18 protein-coding genes and 1 pseudogene are annotated in these 20435 nt (G+C 67.4%); 14 read left to right on the top strand and 5 right to left on the bottom strand.

Translation table 11 applies throughout. The features are described from left to right. Window positions 1–332: 332 nt before the first annotated feature. Window positions 333–809, bottom strand: a complete 477-nt coding sequence (locus tag QZM15_RS09670; RefSeq protein WP_060011291.1) for an OsmC family protein — start codon at window positions 807–809, stop codon at window positions 333–335. A gap of 130 nt (window positions 810–939) precedes the next feature. Here QZM15_RS09670 and QZM15_RS09665 point away from each other — a divergent pair, with 130 nt between their 5' ends. After that, the gene (locus QZM15_RS09665; protein ID WP_059581559.1) at window positions 940–1581 is read left to right on the top strand and encodes a GntR family transcriptional regulator; all 642 of its coding nucleotides are present in this window, start codon (window positions 940–942) and stop codon (window positions 1579–1581) included. Between the two features lie 26 nt (window positions 1582–1607). Here the strand turns inward: QZM15_RS09665 and QZM15_RS09660 are convergent, their stop codons facing one another. Further along, the gene (locus tag QZM15_RS09660) at window positions 1608–2633 is read right to left on the bottom strand and encodes a LacI family DNA-binding transcriptional regulator (protein WP_060011182.1); all 1026 of its coding nucleotides are present in this window, start codon (window positions 2631–2633) and stop codon (window positions 1608–1610) included. Between the two features lie 189 nt (window positions 2634–2822). Here QZM15_RS09660 and QZM15_RS09655 point away from each other — a divergent pair, with 189 nt between their 5' ends. From QZM15_RS09655 to QZM15_RS09635, 5 genes are all read left to right on the top strand, one after another. Continuing rightward, window positions 2823–3980 carry an ABC transporter ATP-binding protein gene (locus tag QZM15_RS09655; protein WP_060011180.1) on the top strand — a complete coding sequence of 386 codons (1158 nt, stop codon included), beginning with the start codon at window positions 2823–2825 and terminating at the stop codon, window positions 3978–3980. Between the two features lie 8 nt (window positions 3981–3988). Next, a complete protein-coding gene (locus QZM15_RS09650; protein WP_060011178.1) occupies window positions 3989–5980 on the top strand; it encodes a beta-galactosidase in 1992 nt (663 codons plus the stop codon). Between the two features lie 66 nt (window positions 5981–6046). Further along, window positions 6047–7306: an ABC transporter substrate-binding protein gene (locus QZM15_RS09645; RefSeq protein ID WP_060011175.1), complete on the top strand. Its 1260-nt coding sequence runs from the start codon at window positions 6047–6049 to the stop codon at window positions 7304–7306. 54 nt (window positions 7307–7360) lie between these two features. After that, window positions 7361–8305 carry a carbohydrate ABC transporter permease gene (locus QZM15_RS09640; RefSeq protein ID WP_060011173.1) on the top strand — a complete coding sequence of 315 codons (945 nt, stop codon included), beginning with the start codon at window positions 7361–7363 and terminating at the stop codon, window positions 8303–8305. A 21-nt stretch (window positions 8306–8326) separates the two neighbouring features. Next, window positions 8327–9178, top strand: a complete 852-nt coding sequence (locus QZM15_RS09635) for a carbohydrate ABC transporter permease (RefSeq protein ID WP_060011171.1) — start codon at window positions 8327–8329, stop codon at window positions 9176–9178. A 246-nt stretch (window positions 9179–9424) separates the two neighbouring features. Here QZM15_RS09635 and QZM15_RS09630 read toward each other — a convergent pair whose 3' ends face one another. Then, the gene (locus tag QZM15_RS09630) at window positions 9425–9808 is read right to left on the bottom strand and encodes a hypothetical protein (protein WP_060011169.1); all 384 of its coding nucleotides are present in this window, start codon (window positions 9806–9808) and stop codon (window positions 9425–9427) included. A 172-nt stretch (window positions 9809–9980) separates the two neighbouring features. Beyond that, window positions 9981–11432 (bottom strand): DEAD/DEAH box helicase, encoded by a 1452-nt coding sequence (locus QZM15_RS09625; RefSeq protein WP_302106278.1) that lies wholly within the window; start codon window positions 11430–11432, stop codon window positions 9981–9983. Window positions 11433–11513: 81 nt separating this feature from the next. Between QZM15_RS09625 and QZM15_RS09620 the strand changes: the two are divergent. The 8 genes and pseudogenes from QZM15_RS09620 to QZM15_RS09585 all read left to right on the top strand — a co-directional run. Next, window positions 11514–11761: pseudogene (locus QZM15_RS09620) on the top strand (hypothetical protein); the annotation flags it as partial. A gap of 28 nt (window positions 11762–11789) precedes the next feature. Then, window positions 11790–12194, top strand: a complete 405-nt coding sequence (locus QZM15_RS09615) for a heme-binding protein (RefSeq protein ID WP_059581533.1) — start codon at window positions 11790–11792, stop codon at window positions 12192–12194. 39 nt (window positions 12195–12233) lie between these two features. Then, a complete protein-coding gene (locus QZM15_RS09610) occupies window positions 12234–14408 on the top strand; it encodes a malate synthase G (RefSeq protein WP_059644537.1) in 2175 nt (724 codons plus the stop codon). 573 nt (window positions 14409–14981) lie between these two features. Further along, window positions 14982–16550, top strand: coding sequence for a sensor domain-containing diguanylate cyclase (locus tag QZM15_RS09605; protein ID WP_302106277.1), 1569 nt, complete (start codon window positions 14982–14984; stop codon window positions 16548–16550). Between the two features lie 179 nt (window positions 16551–16729). Next, a complete protein-coding gene (locus QZM15_RS09600) occupies window positions 16730–18115 on the top strand; it encodes a cache domain-containing protein (protein ID WP_059581525.1) in 1386 nt (461 codons plus the stop codon). Window positions 18116–18146: 31 nt separating this feature from the next. After that, the gene (locus QZM15_RS09595) at window positions 18147–18791 is read left to right on the top strand and encodes a response regulator transcription factor (protein ID WP_060011164.1); all 645 of its coding nucleotides are present in this window, start codon (window positions 18147–18149) and stop codon (window positions 18789–18791) included. Window positions 18792–18957: 166 nt separating this feature from the next. Continuing rightward, window positions 18958–19128 (top strand): hypothetical protein, encoded by a 171-nt coding sequence (locus tag QZM15_RS09590; RefSeq protein ID WP_155634545.1) that lies wholly within the window; start codon window positions 18958–18960, stop codon window positions 19126–19128. 9 nt (window positions 19129–19137) lie between these two features. Then, complete coding sequence (locus QZM15_RS09585; RefSeq protein ID WP_081059309.1) at window positions 19138–19356, top strand: hypothetical protein; 219 nt, start codon at window positions 19138–19140, stop codon at window positions 19354–19356. A 249-nt stretch (window positions 19357–19605) separates the two neighbouring features. On the opposite strand, the gene QZM15_RS09580 is transcribed toward QZM15_RS09585, so the two are convergent. Continuing rightward, window positions 19606–20202 (bottom strand): phospholipid-binding protein MlaC, encoded by a 597-nt coding sequence (locus QZM15_RS09580; protein WP_059581520.1) that lies wholly within the window; start codon window positions 20200–20202, stop codon window positions 19606–19608. Window positions 20203–20435: the final 233 nt, after the last annotated feature.

The following is a 20435-nucleotide window of genomic DNA, read 5'->3' as shown; positions in this document are numbered from 1 at the left end:
AAATTGTGAATTTCGGATGCGTCTGATTGACATGCGCCGTGGACATTTCCTGTCAGATACGTAAGGCATACTGACGGACAATCGGACTGACTTTTCGCATAAATTTTGTTTTCCGATTTCTCTCGCACGACTCCCGTCCGAAAATAATCGTTATCGTATGCAGTCAATTAAACAAGAGGCATTCGACATCGATGGCGCGCCCGTAGCCCACTCGGTCACAATAAACGGGCGTATATCGGAAGCACGACTCGCATCGCTATCCCGAGCGTCCATGCAGGCGCATTGATCTGCTCGAAAATGTCCGGCTACGAACGAGGACTGATTGCTCCGAGCTAGGCTGCCTCGACCTCGATCACCGGCTCGCAACGAATCGGAAAATTGACCGAATTCGCGATATAGCACTTCGCGTGCGCATCGTGATGCAGCCGCTCGGCGAGCGCGCGATCGTCGCCCGCCCGGATCATCACCCGCGGGCGCAGCACGATTTCGGTGAAGCGCCCGGCTTCGGCGCTATCGACCATCGTGCCTTCCGCGTGGTCGACATAGGCCAGCACGCGGATGCCGGCCTCGGCGCACAGATGCAGATACCAGAGCTCGTGGCATGCCGATGCCGACGCGAGCAGCAGATCTTCGGGGTTCCAGCGCGCGGCGTCGCCGCGGAACGCCGGGTCCGACGAACCGGGGATATCCGGCTTCGAACCGGCCCGGATCACATGATCGCGACCGTACTCGCGATAGCCGGACGTGCCGGTGCCGCGATTGCCCGTCCACTCCACCGCGACGCGATACCGGTGTTCGCCAGATGCCATTTCGCTCTCCATTGAGGTTGGTTGCCCCACCGGGCCGAACACCGTTGCGTGCAGCCCGTCGATGGTCGCCATTGTGGCACTGGATGGCCGTTTGGTATACCATTATTCCAAAATCAACGAACAGGCACGCATGGAAGCCAAACTCGACTCCACGGCGGACGCGATCGCCGCGTCGCTGCGCGACATGATCATCAACGGCGAACTGGCGGCCGGCGAGCGGCTCGTCGAGCGCGACCTGGCCGAGCGGTTCGGCATCAGCCGGATCCCGATGCGCGAGGCGATCCAGCGGCTGGAGCGCGAAGGTTTGCTCGATATCTTCCGGAATCGCGGCGCCGTCGTGCGGATGCTGAGCGCATCGGACGTGCAGGAAATCTATGATCTGCGCGTGCTGCTCGAAGGCGATGCAATCTACCGCAGCGTGAAGCGGCTCGACGACGAAACGCTCGCGCGCGCCGAACTCGTGCATCGGCTGCTCGGCGATGCAACCGCGCCGCGCCGGCAGGGCGAGCTGAACCGTGAATTCCACGCATTGCTGTATTCGTGCTGCGGCAACGCGCGGCAGTTGAAGTCGATCGCCGAACTGCGCGGCCAGGTCGAACGTTACGAGCGCCTGCAGGCCACGCTGCTCGCGGACACACCGTCGTTCCAGGTCGAGCACGAAGCGATTCTGCAGGCATGTCGCGAACGCAATGCACGCGCGGCACGCGCGATGACGGTCGCGCATCTCGAGTCGGCAAGAAACATCGTGCTGCGGCTCGTCGAAGGCGGCTGAGGCGGCGCACGACCGCCCGCGCCTCGCTATGCCGCGTGCGGTACCGGCCCCGTCGTCCCGCGCACCGCCAGCGTCGGCGGTGACGCGACCCGCACGCGCGATGCGTCTCCACCCTGCCCGCCCGCCTCGCGCAGCGTATTGAGCAATTCGACCGCGAGGCCGGCCGCCTCGGCGGTCGGGATCGCGACGGTCGTCAGCGTGGGCCGCGTGTCGCGGGCGAGATGGATGTCGGTGATGCCGACGATCGACAGATCGTCGGGCACGCGCCGGCCGCGATCGGCGGCCGCATGCATCGCGCCGATCGCCGGCAGGTCGTTGGTCGCGACGAGCGCGGTCAACCGCGGGTGCGCATCGAGCAGCCGGCCCGCCGCACGCAGTCCGCCTTCGATCGAATCATGCTCGGCCGCGACGATCGATGCGTCGAGCCCCGCGTCGCGCATCACGTCGACGAAGCCGTCGTAGCGCGCCGCCTGCACGCCGCTCGCCGCACCGCCGACGATCACGCCGATCTTCTCGTGACCGAGCTCGAGCAGATGCCGCGTCGCGATCCGTCCGGCCTCGCGGAAATCGATCGCCACGCACGGCAGGCCGTCGGGCGGCGCGTCGGGCCGCTCCCACAGGCACAGCACGACCGGCACGCCGCGCCGCGCGACGTCGAGCAGATCCGGCAGGTGCAGGTTCGCATTGGTCACGAGAATCCCCTCGGAGACCGTGCCGGCGATCTGGTCGAGATACGCGCGCCCCTGCAACGGGTCTTCATTCGTATTGCAGACGATCAGGAACTGCCCGTTGCGGCGCACCGCGCGCTCGACCGCCAGTGCGAACTCCGGATAGAACGGGTTCGCGATACTCGATACCATCAGCGCGACCGTCGGCGCACGGCCTTCGGCCAGCGCCCGCGCGGCGAGATGCGGCCGGTAGCCGAGCGCGTCGACCGCTTCGAGCACGCGCGCCCGCGTCGCGTCGCCGACCCGGCCGCGGCCGCGCAGCACGTTCGACACCGTCGCGGCCGTCACGCCGGCGCGGCGCGCCACTTCTTCCAGTGTTGCCATCGTTTGCCCACTATATGAGACGTCGATCCAGTATTTGCTTCGCTCACCGAAGCGGCGCACTATCGCCGCACACCTTGCCGCCCGACCGACGGGCGCGACTCGGCCGCGATCGCATCGCCTCTTTTTTTGATCGCGGTGATTAAGCGCTTAATCAAGCAGGATGGCGCATTAAAACATGGAGCGGAGACAATGGCGAGCATCTCGATGCGGCGCGTGCAGAAAGCCTATGGCGAGCACGCGCCGGTCATTCGCGACGTCGATCTGGAGATCGGCGCGCACGAGTTCTGCGTGTTTCTCGGGCCGTCCGGGTGCGGGAAATCGACGCTGCTGCGCATGATCGCCGGGCTCGAGGATCTGAGCGCGGGCGAGCTGTCGATCGACGGCCGCCGCGTCGACGACGTGCCGGCCGCCGAGCGCGGCGTCGCGATGGTGTTCCAGAGCTACGCGCTGTTTCCGCACATGACGGTGTACGAGAACATGGCGTTCGGGTTGAAGCTCGCGCGCGTGCCGAAGGCCGAGATCGACCGGAAGGTGCGCGACGCCGCGCGCATCCTGCAGCTCGACACGCTGCTCGAGCGCAAGCCGAAGGCGCTGTCGGGCGGCCAACGGCAACGCGTCGCGATCGGCCGCGCGATCGTGCGCGAGCCCGGCGTGTTCCTGTTCGACGAGCCGCTGTCGAACCTCGACGCGGCGCTGCGCGGCCAGACCCGCATCGAGATCGCGCGGCTGCATCGGCAATTCGAGCGCGCGAGCGTCGTCTACGTGACGCACGACCAGACCGAGGCGATGACGCTCGCCGACAAGATCGTGCTGCTGCACGCCGGTGCGGATACCGCGCGGCACGGCAGCATCGCGCAAGTGGGCGCGCCGCTCGACCTCTACCACCATCCGGCCAGCCGCTTCGTCGCCGGCTTCATCGGCTCGCCGCGCATGAATTTCCTGCCGGCCGTCGTGGCCGCGTGCGACGCGCATCGCACGACCGTCACGCTCGTGCCGTCCGGCGAAACCTTCGTGCTGCCGCGAGACGGCTCGGCGCTGGGCGCCGGCGCCGCCGTCACGCTCGGCATCCGCCCCGAGCACCTGACGCTCGGCGCCGCGCCCGACGCGACGACGCTCGCGCGCGACGTCGCGCTCGTCGAACGCCTGGGCGAACAGACCTACGTGCACCTCGACCAGCCCGGCCAGCCCAACGCCACGCCGCTGATCGCGAAGGTGCCCGGGGACGCGCAGGTCCGCACCGGCGAACGCGTGCACGTGCACGCGCCGGCCGCGGCCTGCCACCTGTTCACCGAAGACGGCCGCGCGGTGCCCGCGCGCGCCGACGTTCACGTTCACCACTACGCATAAGGATCGGCATGCGCCTCGGAGTCTGCTACTACCCGGAACACTGGCCGGAATCGATGTGGGCCGACGATGCCCGCCGGATGAAAGCGCTCGGCATCGAGCAGGTGCGGATCGCCGAATTCGCGTGGAGCCGCATCGAGCCGTCTCCCGGCGAATACGACTGGGGCTGGCTCGACCGTGCGGTCGACGTGCTCGGCGCGGCCGGCCTCGAGATCGTGATGTGCACGCCGACCGCCACGCCGCCGAAATGGCTGGTCGACCGCCATCCCGACATTCTCGCGATCGGCGCCGACGGCCGGCCGCGCGCGTTCGGCTCACGCCGCCACTACGATTTCTCGTCGCCGACCTATCTCGAAGCGTCGCGCCAGATCTGCACGGCGGTTGCCGAACGCTACGGCCGCCACCCGGCCGTGCGCTACTGGCAGACCGACAACGAGCTGGGCTGCCACCAGACGGTCGTCAGCTATTCGCCGGCCGCGCTCGTGCGCTTCCGTGCATGGCTGAAGGCGCGCTACGGCACGATCGATGCGCTGAACCGCGCGTGGGGCACCGTGTTCTGGAGCATGGAGTATCGCCATTTCGACGAAGTGGACGCGCCCGTGGGCACCGTGACCGAAGCCCATCCGTCGCATCGCCTCGACTACCGGCGCTTCGCGTCCGACGAGCTCGCGCGCTATCACCGGATGCAGGTCGACGTGATCCGCGCGCATTCGCCGGGCCGGCCGGTCGCGCACAACTTCATGCAGCTGTTCACCGAGTTCGATCACTACGAGGTCGCGCGCGACCTCGACATCGCGACGTGGGACAGCTACCCGCTCGGCGCGCTCGAGGAACAATGGTTCGCGCCCGACGTGAAGGCGCGCTGGCTGCGCACCGGCCATCCGGATTTCGCATCGTTCAATCACGACCTGTACCGCGGCATGTCGAAGCGGCCGTTCTGGGTGATGGAACAGCAACCGGGCCCCGTGAACTGGGCGCACTGGAACCCCGCGCCGCTGCCGGGCATGGTGCGGCTGTGGAGCTGGGAAGCGTTCGCGCACGGCGCGGGCTGCGTGTCGTACTTCCGCTGGCGGCAGGCGCCGTTCGCGCAGGAGCAGATGCATGCGGGCCTGCACACGCCCGACGACAGGCTCGACGAAGGCGGGCGCGAAGCGCAGCGCGTCGCGCGGGAAATCGCCGCCGTGCTCGACGCCGGCCCGGATGCCGACGCGAACGGTGCGGTGCGTGCGCCCGTCGCGCTCGTGTTCGACTATGAAGCGAAGTGGCTGTTCGAAGTGCAGCCGCAGGGCGCCGATTTCCACTACCCGCGTTTCGCGTTCGAGTACTACTCGGCGCTGCGCTCGCTCGGCCTCGACGTCGACATCGTGTCCGCGCATGCACCGCTCGACGGCTATCGGCTCGTCGTCGTGCCGCCGCTGCCGATCGTCCCGGACGATTTCGCGTCGCGGCTCGCCGCATCGGGTGCGCACGCGGTGTTCGGCCCGCGCACCGGCTCGAAAACCGCCGACCTGCAGATTCCGCCGGCGCTGCCGCCCGGCCCGCTCGCGTCGATCCTGCCGGTGCGTGTGTGGCGCGTCGAATCGCTGCGGCCGAACCTGACCGAACGGATCGACGGCACGCTACGCGACGGGTCGCCGCTCACGGGCGCGGCGCGCCACTGGCGCGACTTCGTCGAGCTGCACGACGACACGCGCAGCGTCGTGCACGCGCGCTTCGCCGACGGCCATCCGGCCTGCCTATCGCACGGTACGCTGCATTACTGGGCCGCGCTGTTCGACGATGCGACCACCGTGCGCCTGTTCGCCGATATCGCGGCCGAAGCCGGCCTGGCCCCGACGCCGCTCGGCGACGCCGTGCGCGTGAGCCGCCGCGGCGGCCTGACCTACGTCTTCAACTACGGCGACACACCGCACGCGATCGACGCGGTACCGCCGTCGGCGTTCGTGCTCGGCGCCGCGCAGGTCGAGCCGCAAGGCATCGCCGTGTATCGAAGCCGTTCGTAGCAACCGCCCCGGCGCGAAGACGCGCCGGTCACGCACAAACAACGACACACAGGACTGGAGACACTCATGACCCATCGCCCCCTTCGCGTCGCTGCCCGCCTGGCGACCGTCGCCGCCATCGCATCCGCATCGTTCGGCGCCGCGGCGCCCGCCGATGCCGGCACGCTGACGATCAACATCGCGTTCAAGGGCGCGAGCCAGCGCGCCGTGTGGCAGTCGACGATCGAAGCGTTCCACAAGGCCCATCCCGACATCGACGTGAAGCCGACCTTCGTCGACGAGGAAGCGTACAAGGTGCAGCTCCCCGCGTGGCTCACGACCGTCGCGCCGGACGTCGTGAACTGGCACGCGGGCGAGCGGATGGCGTACTACGCGAAGCGCGGGCTGTTCGAGGACCTGAGCGGCGACTGGACGAAAAACGGCTGGGACGCGATGTACGCGTCGACGCGCAGCGCCTCGTCGTACAACGGCAAGCAATACGCGGCGCCGACCGTCTACTACTCGTGGGGGCTGTTCTACCGCAAGGACCTGTTCCGCAAGGTCGGCATCGCCGACGAGCCGAAGACGTGGGACCAGTTTCTCGATGCGTGCAGGAAGCTGAAGGCGGCCGGCATCACGCCGATCGCGATCGGCGGTCGCGACGCGTGGACGCTCGCCGGCTGGTTCGACTATCTCGACCTGCGCCTGAACGGCAACGCGTTCCACCAGCAGCTGATGGCCGGCGACGTGCCGTACACCGACCCGCGCGTGAAGAAGGTCTACACGACGTGGAAATCGCTGATCGATGCCGGCTACTTCATCGACAACGCGCTGTCCTACGATCTCGACGGCGCGCAGCCGTTCCTGTTCCAGGGCAAGGCCGCGATGATGCTGATGGGCACCTTCATCGCGGCGGGTTTCCCGCCCAACGTGAAACCGGAAATGGGCTACTACCGCTTCCCGATCATCGACCCGAAGGTGCCGACCGCCGAGGACGGCCCGGTCGAATCGCTGCACATCCCGACCAAGGCGAAGAACAAGGCCGACGCGCACACGTTCCTCGCATTCGTCGAAACGCCCGAGATCGGCGCGAAGCTCGCCGAAGGGCTCGGCTCGCTGTCGGCCAACAGCAAGTCGCCCGAGCCGGCCGATCCGATCTCGCGCATCGGCTTCCGGATCCTCGCCGACACGAAGGGCGGCGTCGCGCAGTTCTACGACCGCGACATGACCAAGGAAATGGCCGACGAGGGGATGAAGGGCATGCAGCAGTTCGTCGCGAATCCCGCGCAGCTCGATACGGTGCTCGCGCAACTCGAACAGACCCGCAAGCGGATCTACAAGAAGTGACCGCGTGACCCAACCGGCGGCCGCGGGCCGCCGTGTCCGTTCAGGAGGCTTGCCGTGTCCAGTCCGACCACGTCCACCCCGCGCGACGGCACCGCGCCGCCGTCGCGCGGCTCGTCCGCCAGCGCATTGCGCGCGCGCCGCCCGTCGCCCGCCGTGCGGCGGCAACGGCGCGCCGCGTGGCTCTTTCTCGCGCCGGCCTGCGCGATGGTTGCCGTCTATGTGATCTGGCCGATCCTGTCGACGCTGTCGCTGAGCCTGTACAACTGGGACGGGATGACCGAGCGCACCTTCGTCGGCCTCGCGAACTACGCGGAGCTGCTGCATGCGCCGACGTTCTACACGGCGCTGCGCAACAACGTGATCTGGCTCCTGCTGTTCATGCTCGCGCCGCCGCTCGGCCTCGCGCTCGCGCTGTACCTGAACCAGGCGGTCGGCGGCATCCGGCTCGTGAAGTCGCTGTTCTTCGCGCCGTTCGTGCTGTCGGGCGTGGTGGTCGGCCTGATCTTCTCGTGGTTCTACGATCCGACCTTCGGCCTGCTCGCGCTGCTCGCCGGGCATGGGATCCCGGTGCTCGGCGACGCGCGCTACGCGACGTTCGGCATCGTATTCGCCGCGCTGTGGCCGCAAACGGCGTACTGCATGATCCTGTACCTGACCGGCCTCACGTCGGTCAACCCGGAACAGATCGAGGCCGCGCGGATGGAAGGCGCGCGCGGCTTCGCGCTGCTGTGGCACGTCGTGCTGCCGCAACTGCGGCCGACCACGTTCATGGCGATCGTCGTCACCGTGATCGGCGCGCTGCGCAGCTTCGACCTGATCTCGGTGATGACGGGCGGCGGCCCGTTCGAAAGCTCGACCGTGCTCGCGTATTACATGTACGACCAGGCGATCAAGTACTACCGGCTCGGCTATTCCGCGTCGATCGCCGTCGTGCTGTTCGCGATCATGCTCGTCTACATCGTGTTCCAGTTGCGCCGCATGCTGCGCAACGAACAGTGACCTTTCGGGAGTTCACTCATCATGTTTCCGACACCCGTTGCCCACTGGAAGCCGATATCGCGCCGGCTGTACAAGCTGTCGCTGCCCGTCGCGCTCGTGATCTGGCTGCTGCCGATGATCGCGGTATTCATCACGTCGGTGCGCTCGACCGAGGAACTCGTCGAAGGCCACTACTGGGGCTGGCCGCGGCACTTCTCGATGATCGAGAACTATCGCGACGCGCTGACCACGTCGCCGATGCTGCATTACTTCTGGAACAGCGTGCAGATCACCGTGCCGTCCGTCATCGGCTCGATCGCGCTCGCGGCGATGGCCGGCTTCGCGCTCGCGACCTACCGGTTTCGCGGCAATACCGCGCTGTTCGGCACGTTCGTCGCCGGCAACTTCGTGCCGGTGCAGGTGCTGATGATTCCGGTGCGCGACCTGTCGCTGCGGCTCGGCGTATTCAATACCGTCGAAGCGCTGATCCTGTTCCACGTCGCGTTTCAGACGGGGTTCTGCACGCTGTTCCTGCGCAACTTCATCAAGCAGCTGCCGTTCGAGCTGATCGAGGCGGCGCGCATCGAGGGCGCGGGCGAATGGACGGTGTTCTGGCGCATCGTGCTGCCGCTGATCCGGCCGGCGCTGGCCGCGCTCGCGATTCTGGTGTTCACGTTCGTGTGGAACGATTATTTCTGGGCGCTGTGTCTCACCCAGGGCGACGAGGCGGCGCCGATCACGGCGGGCGTCGCGGCGCTGAAGGGGCAATGGACGACGTCGTGGAATCTCGTATCGGCCGGGTCGATTCTCGCCGCGCTGCCGTCGGTCGCGATGTTCTTCGCGATGCAGAAGCACTTCGTCGCGGGGCTCACGTTCGGCGCGACGAAAGGCTGAGCGCGCGCCGATCGCGTTTTCGGATCTCCCCCTCCGCATCGTGAGGTTGCCCGCTTCGGCGGGCTTTTTTCATGCGTCGCGGGTTCGGTGGATCTCGTTTGGCAACCCTGGCCCGCCGTTCAGCTTCAACACCGTCCACGAATCGGATGAGCGAGAAGACTGATATGAACGGCAAGCGTCCGATACGTGGTGCGGAGCCGACCTTCACAACGGCGCGCCCAACGTACCGGCGAATGACAGGCCCGGTCAGAGATCTCCGCGCACTTCACCCGTTCCCAGCGCGTTCCGCTGCCGGTTGACTTCCGCCCACAGTTCATCGCTGTCGTCGTCGCGCAGCACGACCATCCAGTCCAGTTGATCGTCGGTCACGCCGAAGTACTCCAGAATTTCCCGCCGAACCCCATCGATGAACTGCGCGTATTCCGGCGTGGCCTGCGCTCGCGCGTGCAGGGCGTCGTATTCCGCATCGTCCACGCCGCCGCCGTGCTCGTCGATATAGCGCGAGATCCACTGGTCTCGTTCGTGGTCGTAATCGGCTTCGGCGCGCATCGCTTGCACGGCCGTGTAGAAATCCAGTTGGGCAAACGCGGCGATCGCCGCCGTTGTCGCCTCGTCGAATGTCGTCGTCATTCCATCTCTCACTTCAGTCATCGCACATCATCGGTCACGCCGCAAAGCTTCTATCGCGGGCGGTTTCAGGTCGCTCACGAGAAACCCGGCAGCGCTGTTCCGAACCACCCGTATGCGTTCACGGCATCGGACAGCTCGATCGTATCGGGCACGTCGAAAGCGAAGGATCGGGCTATCTGGACGGTTTGCCAGATTTGCCGCGACCACCCGCGGATTTGCCCGCAGCCTTCCCCGTCGCCGGCTTGCCCGCCGGTTTGCCGCGCGGCTTGTGCACGCTGAACGGGCTGCCGACGGTGTAGTCCGTTCCCGTGCCGACGGCAGGCTTCGCATGCTGCGCCGCGGGCTTGCGCTTGCCTTCGCTCCGTTGCGCTGGCGGCTTCTTGCCCGGCGCCTGCCTGGCGACCGGCACGGCTTGCGGCACTTTGGGCTTTTTCGGCTTTTTGGGTTTCCTGATGATCTCGCCCGTCGCGCTGGTTTCCGGCACGCGGTGTTCGGCTTCGAAACCCGGCTCTTCTTCCCGCCGCAGCGTCTGCCGGATCAGCGCTTCGATCGCGGCCAGTTGCGGCGCTTCATCGGCGCACACGAGCGACACAGCCACGCCGCTCGCGCCCGCTCGGCCGGTACGGCCGATACGGTGCACGTAGTCTTGCGCGACGATCGGCAGATCGACGTTGATCACCAGCGGCAGATCGTCGATATCCAGCCCGCGCGCCGCCACATCGGTGGCGACCAGCATCTGCACTTCACCCGTCTTGAAGCGCTCCAGCGCACGCAAACGCGCGGGTTGCGGCTTGTCGCCGTGGATCGTATCGACCGCATAGCCGGCTTTCTCCAGCATGAGCGCCAGATAATCGACGCCATTGCGGGTCTTGACGAACACCAGCGCGTGTTCCCACTTGTTTTGGGCCACCAGGTGCATGAAGAGCTCGGGCTTGTTCCGCTTGTCGACCGTCACCACCCACTGCTTGATCTTGCTGGCCGTGGCGTTGGGCGGGCTGACGCTGATATCGACCGGGCTGCGCAGAATGCTCGCGGCCATCTTGCGGATTTCGTCCGAAAACGTGGCCGAGAACAGCAGCGTCTGGCGCCTGGCGGGCAACGCGGCAAAGACCGCGTCGAGTTCGCGCGCGAAGCCGAGATCGAGCATGCGGTCGGCTTCATCGAGCACGAGCGTCTGCACCTGATCGAACTGCACGGCGTTCTGGCGATTGAGGTCGAGCAAACGGCCGGGCGTCGCCACGAGCACGTCGACGCCCTTGCGCAGCTTCATCATCTGCGGATTGATGCTCACGCCGCCGTAGGCGGCCAGAAATCGCAGATCGAGGCCTTTGCCGTACACGACGAAGCTTTGCAGCACCTGCTCGGCCAGTTCACGTGTCGGCACCAGCACCAGCACGCGCGCACGGTTGCTGGATACCGCCGGGCCGTGTTGCGCCAGCCGTTGCAACAGCGGCAGCGCGAAACCGGCCGTCTTGCCGGTGCCGGTCTGTGCGGCGGCCATAACGTCCTTGCCGCCGAGCACGGCGGGAATCGCCTTGGCCTGCACCGGCGTGGGTGTCTGGTAATTGAGGCCCTGCAGATTACGCAGCAACGGCTCGATCAGGCCAAGCGAGGCAAAAGACATGGACATGTTCCGGGCTAAAACCGCAATTCTAGCGGTTACCGCGCCGACCAAGCCGCGCCCGCTCACGTCCGGCCGTCGAGCCGCAACGTCGACGCGTGGTGGCCCGCGATCGAAGCCGGCGCGGCAGCGATCGCCGCCGACCGCAAGCGGCTGCGGCAAGTTCATGAAGGAATACGGCGACCTGTCGCGCTCCGACCCCGTCCATGCGGAGAAGGCGCGCGCGGCCGGACCTGATTGTCACCGCCAACGTCGGCTGCCAGACTCATCCGAATGGCGCGAGCCACACGCCCATGCGCCACTGGATCGAGCGCGTCGACAACCGGCTGGTGGACCGGCCGCCTATTCCCGAGGAAAGCCATGCAAACGAAACCCGAACTCGAACTGGCCGATGCCGAGCGCATGCTCGCCGCGGCCCGCGCGGAAGCGGAACGCCACGGCTGGGCCGTGTCGATCGCCGTCGTCGACGACGGCGGCCACCTACTCGCGTTCGCGCGGCTGAACGGCGCATCGCCGGCCAGCAGCTGCATCGCGCAGGACAAGGCGCGCGCGGCGGCGCTCGGCCGTCGCGAGACGAAGGCGTATGAGGATATGATCAACGGTGGCCGCACCGCGTTTCTGAGCGCGCCGCTGACGGGCTTGCTCGAAGGCGGCGTGCCGGTCACGGTCGGCGGCCGGATCGCGGGCGCGATCGGCGTGTCTGGCGTAAAGTCCGAACAGGACGCGCAGATCGCCCGCGCCGGCACACAGAGCGTCGCGGAATAACCAGCCAAACCGCGCGCATTTTCCCCGGGAGGATTCACGATGATCGACCAAGCAGGACTGCAAGTCGCGCCAGCGCTGAGCCAGTTCATTGAAAACGAAGCGCTGCCGGGCACCGGCATCGACAAGGCCGCGTTCTGGAGCGGTTTCTCGGCCCTGGTGCACGACCTCGCGCCGCGCAACCGCGAGCTGCTCGCCGAACGCGACCGCCTGCAGCAGGAACTCGACGCGTGGCATCGCGCGCACCCCGGCCCGGTACGCGACCATGCCGCGTATCGCGCATTCCTCGAACAAATCGGCTACCTCGTGCCGGTCCCGTCGAACGTCACGGCAGCCACCGCGAACGTCGACAGCGAGATCGCCACGCAGGCCGGCCCGCAGCTCGTCGTGCCGCTGTCGAACGCGCGCTATGCGCTGAACGCCGCGAACGCGCGCTGGGGCAGCCTGTACGACGCGCTGTACGGCACCGACGCGCTGCCGGAAGACGGCGGCGCCGAACGCACCGCGGCCTACAACCCGACGCGCGGCCAGCGCGTGATCGACTACGCGCGCGACGTGCTCGACAACGCCGCGCCGCTCGCGAGCGGCTCGCACCGCGACGCGCTGCGCTACCGCGTGCAGGACGGCCAGCTCGCGGTGGAAACCGCGAAGGGCGACGTCGGGCTCGCGCAGCCGGCGCAGTTCGTCGGCTACCAGGGCGCGGCCGGTGCGCCGTCCGCGATCCTGCTCAAGCACAACGGCCTGCACCTCGAGATCCAGATCGATGCATCCACGCCGATCGGCCGCGCCGATCTCGCGAACGTGAAGGACGTCGTGCTCGAAGCCGCGGTCAGCACGATCATCGACTGCGAGGATTCGGTCGCGGCGGTCGACGCGGACGACAAGGTCCAGCTCTACCGCAACTGGCTCGGCCTGATGCAGGGCACGCTGGTCGAGGAAGTCGCGAAGGGCGGCAAGACCTTCACGCGCCGGCTGAACGCCGATCGCGAGTACACGACGCCCGCCGGCGGCACGCTGTCGCTGCACGGCCGCTCGCTGCTGTTCGTGCGCAACGTCGGCCACCTGATGACCAACGGCGCGGTGCTCGACCGCGACGGCAACGAGATTCCGGAAGGCATCCTCGACGGCGTCGTCACGACGCTGTGCGCGCTGCACGACCTGAAGGCGAAGCGCAACTCGCGCACGGGCTCGATCTACATCGTGAAGCCGAAGATGCACGGCCCGGCCGAAGTCGCGTTCGCCGACACGCTGTTCGCGCGCATCGAGGATCTGTACGGCCTGCCGCGCAACACGCTGAAGATGGGCATCATGGACGAGGAACGCCGCACCAGCGTGAACCTCGCCGCATGTATCGCCGCCGCCGCCGCGCGCGTCGCGTTCATCAACACCGGCTTCCTCGATCGCACCGGCGACGAGATGCACACCGCGATGGAAGCGGGCCCGATGATCCGCAAGGGCGACATGAAATCGTCGGCGTGGATCCAGTCGTACGAGCGCAACAACGTGCTCGCGGGCTTGTCGGCCGGCCTGCGCGGCCGCGCGCAGATCGGCAAGGGCATGTGGGCGATGCCGGACCTGATGCACGCGATGCTCGAGCAGAAGATCGCGCATCCGCGCGCCGGCGCGAACACCGCCTGGGTGCCGTCGCCGACCGCGGCGACGCTGCACGCGCTGCACTACCACCTCGTTGACGTGCAGGCCGTCCAGCAGGCACTCGAGAAAACGCCGTACGCGAGCGAGCGCGACGCGCTGCTCGAAGGGCTGCTGACCGTGCCGGTCGTCGAGCGCGCCGCGTGGAGCGAGGCCGAGATCCTGAGCGAGGTCGAGAACAACGCGCAGGGCATCCTCGGCTACGTCGTGCGCTGGGTCGAACAGGGCGTGGGCTGCTCGAAGGTGCCGGACATCCACGACGTCGGCCTGATGGAAGATCGCGCGACGCTGCGCATCTCGAGCCAGCACATCGCGAACTGGCTGCGCCACGGCGTGATCACCGAGGCGTTCGTGCTCGACGTGTTCAAGCGGATGGCTCGCGTCGTCGACCAGCAGAACGCCGGCGATCCGAACTATCGTCCGATGGCGCCCGATTACGACCGGTCGACCGCGTTCAAGGCCGCGTGCGCGCTCGCGCTGCAAGGCACGTCGCAGCCGAGCGGCTATACCGAGCCGCTGCTGCACCGGTTCCGGCTCGCGTTCAAGGCGCAGCAGCACGGCGCATGAACCTGCGCATGCGGGCTCGTCCCGCATGCCGGGCGCCGCATGCCGGTGGTACACCGGCCTTGCGAAACGGGCGGCCCTCGCGGCTGCCCGTTTTCACATGGGTATTCACCCGACCGTTGAAACCGATAATCGGCGCATATCGCGCGCTTTCGCGTGCGACGCCCGCCCGCCGTTAATCCGCCGATCCGCCGGTATCCGCGGCCGGAAGCCGCGCGAACTTTCCCGCCGCACCGCAATGCCTTGCTCAGCAACGATCCGCCCGATATTTGCAAGCGCGGGATTACCCCATAATTTGACCCCGATCAACCGGTCGCAACATTTTCCGCGCACGCAAACACGCGCGTTATACTCCGTGGCATTCGCATCGCGCGATTTGTCAGATCGTCGAATTGCAGCCGATGTTACCTGTGAATATCGGGTTTATCTGGCCGCGGTTGTCGATAATCGGTGCCCGTTTTCTCCGCTGGACGGAAGGTATGCACGGGCAGGGCTGCGCACCGGGTCGCCACCGGTAGCCATACGAACAATCGCATCGGCACGCCGCCCGGCGACGATGCCCCCGATCCACGGACCATGGCCGAAACCAACTACGCAATGCCCAGCGAATCCGGCGTGACGAGCCGTGTCGCCGCTCATCTGCGCCGGTTGTTGCTGCCGCACCTGATCTTCTACACGGGGCTGCTGATCGCGCTGATCCTGCTGCTCCTGTGCGCGATCGTGCTGTACGAAGGCCGTATCGACGCGCGCGACCGCTCGCGCAGCATGCAGCAGAACCTCGCGCTGATGGCGGCGTGGGACATCGAACGCAACATCGAGATCTATTCGCTGTCGCTGCAGGCGGTCGTCGACGGCGCGAACGACCCCGAGGTCGCCAGGCTGCCGATGCCGCTGCGCCGCCAGGTGCTGTTCGACCGCTCGACGACGGCCAAGTACCTCGGCGGCATCTACGTGCTCGACGCGAAAGGCGACATCGCGGTCGACGGCATGAGCGACGTGCCGCGCAAGGCCAACTTCGGCAACGAGCCGTACTTCGCCGTGCACCGCGACCGCCCCGACGTCGGCCTGTACGTCAGCCCCCCGTATCATTCGCGGCTGCGCGGCGGCTCGCCGAGCATCGCGCTCAGCCGGCGGATCACGCGGCCCGACGGGTCGTTCGGCGGCGTCGCGGTGATGTCGATCCGGCTCGAATATTTCCAGAACCTGTTCTCGCGCCTGTCGCTCGGCGATCGCGGCTCGGTCGCGCTGATCAACACGGACGGCAGGATGGTCGCGCGCGAGCCGTACGACCCCAGGATCGTCGGCCGCGACATCAGCCGCGCGAGTACGTTCCGGCAATTCATGACCGCCAGCGAAGGCAGCTTCGCCGACACCGCGTCGATCGACGGCGTGCGGCGCCTGTACGTGTTCCGGCACCTCGATCACCTGCCGCTCATCGTCATGGTCGCGCGCTCGGAAGCGGACACCTACGCCGCGTGGTACGACCGTGCGATCCCGATCGGCTCCGCGATGGTGGCGCTTGCGATCGGCTTCGTCGGCCTGTCGCTGCTGCTCGACGTGCAGCTGCGCAAACGCCACCGCGCCGAAACCGAGCTGCAGGCGCTCGCGCGCACCGATGGCCTGACGGGCCTCGACAACCGCCGGATGCTCGACGTCACGCTCGCGCGTGAATGGCGGCGCGCCGCGCGCTCGCAACATCCGCTGTCGCTGCTGTTCATCGACGTCGATTACTTCAAGCACTATAACGACACGCAGGGCCACCAGGCCGGCGACGACGCGCTCGCCGCGGTCGGCCACTGCATCGCCGGCTGCCTGCGCCGCCCGGCCGACTATGCGGCGCGCTACGGCGGCGAGGAATTCGTCGTGGTGCTGCCGGATATCGATAGCGACGGCGCGGCGACGATCGCCGAAACGATCCGCACGGGCATCCTCGATCTCGGCATCCGGCACGACGCCGGCACGGTCGGCCGGCTGACCGTGAGCATCGGCGTGACGACGAGCTATCCCGAACGCGACGACAACATCCAGGCCGCGCTGAAGCTCGCCGACGATGCGCTGTATCGGGCGAAGGAAGGCGGGCGCAACCGCGTCGTCGTGCAGACGGCGGCCACGCCGCCCGTCGATCTCGAATCGCGGCGGGCCTGAGCGTACGGGCAGCGGCAGGGCAGCCGCCGTCCGCCTGCAAAATCGCCGACAATATCGGCTCGATACGCCGCCGCGCGGCCGATGCGCCCGGCCGGCCCGGGCCTGTCGGCAGCACCCCGGCCGCGCCTGGCCGGCCGCGCCTAGCCGGCCGCGCCGCTTCACGGCCGCTTCGCACCACCATGAGACTCAAGGCAAAGATCTTCCTTCTGGCCATCGTGCCGTTCCTGCTCGCGATCGCCGGCATCGGCTTCGGCGTGCGCCACCAGGCGACGTCGCTCGCGCGCACGCAGCACGCGACGATCCAGGCCGCGTACCTGTCGAGCAAGGAAGTCGAGCTGAAACACTACGTCGAACTCGCGACGAGCGCGATCATGCCGCTCTACGACGCGAGCGGCCGCAATGCGCGCGACGACGCGCTGCTGCGCACGCAGGCGCTCGCGATGCTGCAGAAGATGGATTTCGGCCCCGACGGCTATTTCTTCGTCTACGACCTGCACGGCAATTCGCTGATGCATCCGCGCGAGCCGGAGCGCGTCGGCCACAACTTCTGGTCGATGCGCGACCCGCAAGGCGCGCTCACCATCCAGAAGCTGATCGGTGCGGCGTCGCAGGGCGGCGGCTACGTGCGCTACGCATGGCAGCGGCCGTCGACGGGCCGCGTCGCGCCGAAGCTCGGCTACGTCGTCGCGCTCGAGCGCTGGGGCTGGATGGTCGGCACCGGCATCTATCTCGACGACGTCGACACCGCGCTGCAGCGCATCGACGCGCGCGCGTCCGCGAACATCGAGCGCACGATGAGCTGGCTGACCGCGATCGCGCTCACCGGCGCGGCGGCGATCGCCGTGTGCGCGCTGGTGCTGAACGTCAGCGAGTCGCGCAGCGCCGACGCGAAGCTGAAGCTGCTCGCGCAGCGCGTCGTCGAATCGCAAGAGCAGGAACGCGCGCGGCTGTCGCGCGAGCTGCACGACGGGATCAGCCAGATGATGGTGTCCGCGAAGCTGATGCTCGAATCCGCGCTCGCGCGCTTCGAGCGCGGCGCGTCGCGCGTGCCGGAAGCCGAGCAGGCGCTCGCGTCGGGCGTCGGGCGGCTCGGCGACACGCTGCGCGAAGTCCGGCGCATCTCGCATGCGCTGCGGCCGTCGATGCTCGACGATCTCGGCCTCGCGGCCGCGCTCGAACAACTCGTGCGCGAGCTCGGCGCCGAAAGCGGCATCGACATCGGCTATACGCAGGTCGCGCACAGCGGCACGCGGCCGCTGCCCGAAGCCGTCAATACCGCGCTGTTCCGGATCGCGCAGGAAGCGCTGAGCAACATCGTGCATCATGCGCGGGCGTCGCGCGCGGCCGTCACGCTGGACGTCGGCGCGCAATCCGTCACGCTGACCATCGCCGACAACGGCTGCGGCTTCGACGCCGAACGCTCGCAGGCCGACGCGAGCCGCGGCATCGGCCTGCGCAACATGCGCGAACGCCTCGACGCGCTCGGCGGCACGCTGACGATCACGTCGCAGGTCGGCCACACCGTCGTGGCCGCGCGCGTGCCGCTGCGGCGTGCCGCCGCCTGAGCACGCGCACCCTAACCGGAGACTTTTGCCCATGAGCGCCCCCGATACCGCCCGGCCCGCCGCGCGACTGCTGCTCGTCGACGATCACCCGCTCGTGCGCGACGGCTTGCGGATGCGGCTCGAAGCCGCCGACCTGTCGGTGGTCGGCGAGGCCGGCAACGCGGACGAGGCGCTCGCGCTCGCCGCGTCGCTCGAACCCGATCTCGCGCTGATGGACGTCGGCATGAACGGAATGAACGGCATCACGCTCGCGGGCGTGTTCCACGAGCGTTTTCCGGGCATTCGCGTGCTGATGCTGTCGATGCACGACAACGTCGAATACGTGACGCAGGCGGTGCGCGCCGGCGCGAGCGGCTATCTGCTGAAGGATTCGCCGGCGAGCGAAATCGTCCGCGCGATCGGTGCGGTGCTGGCCGGCCAGACGTTCTTCAGCGAAGGGCTCGCCGCACGGATGATCCAGGCCAGCGCGACGGCGTCGCCGCTGGACCGGTTGACGCCGCGCGAACGCGACATCCTCGACATGCTGGCCGAAGGGCTGTCGAGCAAGCAGATCGCGCAGCAGACGGGGCTGTCGGTGCGCACGGTCGAGACGCATCGGCTCAACCTGAAGCGCAAGCTGGAGATCGAAGGGCAGGCCGAGCTGATCAAGTTCGCGGTCGAGCATCGGCGGCGGTAGGGTGACACCGGGGCGGCTTGCCCCCCGCGCCAAGACCGTCGCGCGAACGGCGACAAACCCGCAGCGGGCAACACGCCAGCGCGTCTGCCTTGCGCCACGCGCAATTCGCCCGTCCGATTTCATACTTGTCCAATCGCCCCCTCGCTGGATAGATGACACTATTCCGGTGGCCACGACGCTCGAATCGAATGCCGGTGGCACGCAAACGGCCATCTACGTGCCCTACAGCCTTCAATTGCATTTGAAAATGCATCCCGAAATATTCGACGCGGAAAATCCGGCGCGTGCAACGTATGCGCGCAAAGGGCTCGCGGGTACTCGCCGCCGATATAGCTGAGGTCGCAACGTGAAACTGGGTTCGTACGCGTGGTGGAAGGACCGGTTACTGCTTTTGCTGGTTGCGTTTTTGTGCGCCGGGCTGGCGAGCGCGTTTGCCCGAATGTCGGGAAAGAATGCACCGACGATCATCCTGGCAATTACCGTCTTCGCGCTGCTTATCGATAACCGCAGGCTTCGCAAGGCGCTGCGGCAAGTCACCGACGAAAATCGACGACGCGAGCCGTGAGCGGGGCATGCCGCACGGCGGTCATTCGTGCCATGGCGAGGCAGCCGCCGGATGACGGAACCTGCCGTCCGGCGCTTTGCCGAACGGATTGTCACCGCAGACTCGCAGCGTCCGGCCCGGCATCGATTGGCTTGCGAGGCGGGCGGATATTGCCCGGCCACGGCGCAATGTGAAACGCCCCGGCAGCATCCGCGGCCGGGGCGTCATGTTTTGCGAGCCGCATTTCAGTCGCGCATCGCGCGGCAGCCGTCAATTCGTCCGCGAGTTGTGCTTCTGCAGATACGCGATCAGGCCGTCGATCCCGCCCGCCGCGAGCTGGCTCTTGAACTGGCCCTGGTAGACCTGGATCAGCCACGCACCCGACATGTCGATGTCGTAGATCTTCCAGTCGTTGCCGACCTTGCCGAGACGATAGCCGACCGACTGGCTGTCGCCCGGCGTCGTCACCGTCGACTGCACGAGCGCGTCGGCGCCCGAAGCGCCGCCCGGCTTGAACGAGAACTTCGCGTCCTGGTTGCCGAGCTGCGCGAGCGACGCGGCGTAGGTGCGCGTCATCAGCAGCCTGAACTGCTTGTACAGCTCCTGCTGCTGTTGCGGCGTGGCCTGCTTCCACGCGTCGCCGACCGCGATGCGGGTCGTGCGCTCGAAGTTCGTCACGGGCAGGAAGCGCTGCTCGACGACTTGCGTGATTTTCGCCATGTCACCGCCGCGCGCGGCCGGATCGGCCTTCATCGCATTGACGGTGCCCTCGACCGCCGTGCGGACGACATCGACCGGCGCGCTCTGCGCGAAAGCGGAAACCGACACGGCGGCCGCCGCGACGAAAGCAAACAGATGACGTTTCATACGAATTTCGCACTCGATGGAAAAAAACGGCCGGCTCTTTGCATCGGCCGGTGGAGCAAAGTATACCGGGCCCGACGCCCCGGTGCCGCCCGGTGACCGACTGTTACCTTTCAGCGCCGTTTGTCACAGGCGCTCGGCCGCATGTCGGCGCGTCGCCGCGCCCCATTATGTAAATATCCCCATACAAATGAACCGACCGCGCACTCCGATTGCGACGCCGGAAGCAAATATCC

The organism is Burkholderia sp. AU44665, from assembly GCF_030504405.1.
Classification (GTDB): domain Bacteria; phylum Pseudomonadota; class Gammaproteobacteria; order Burkholderiales; family Burkholderiaceae; genus Burkholderia; species Burkholderia semiarida.
The sequence above is the reverse complement of the archived record's forward strand: the minus strand, read 5'-3'. Positions and strand labels throughout refer to the sequence as shown.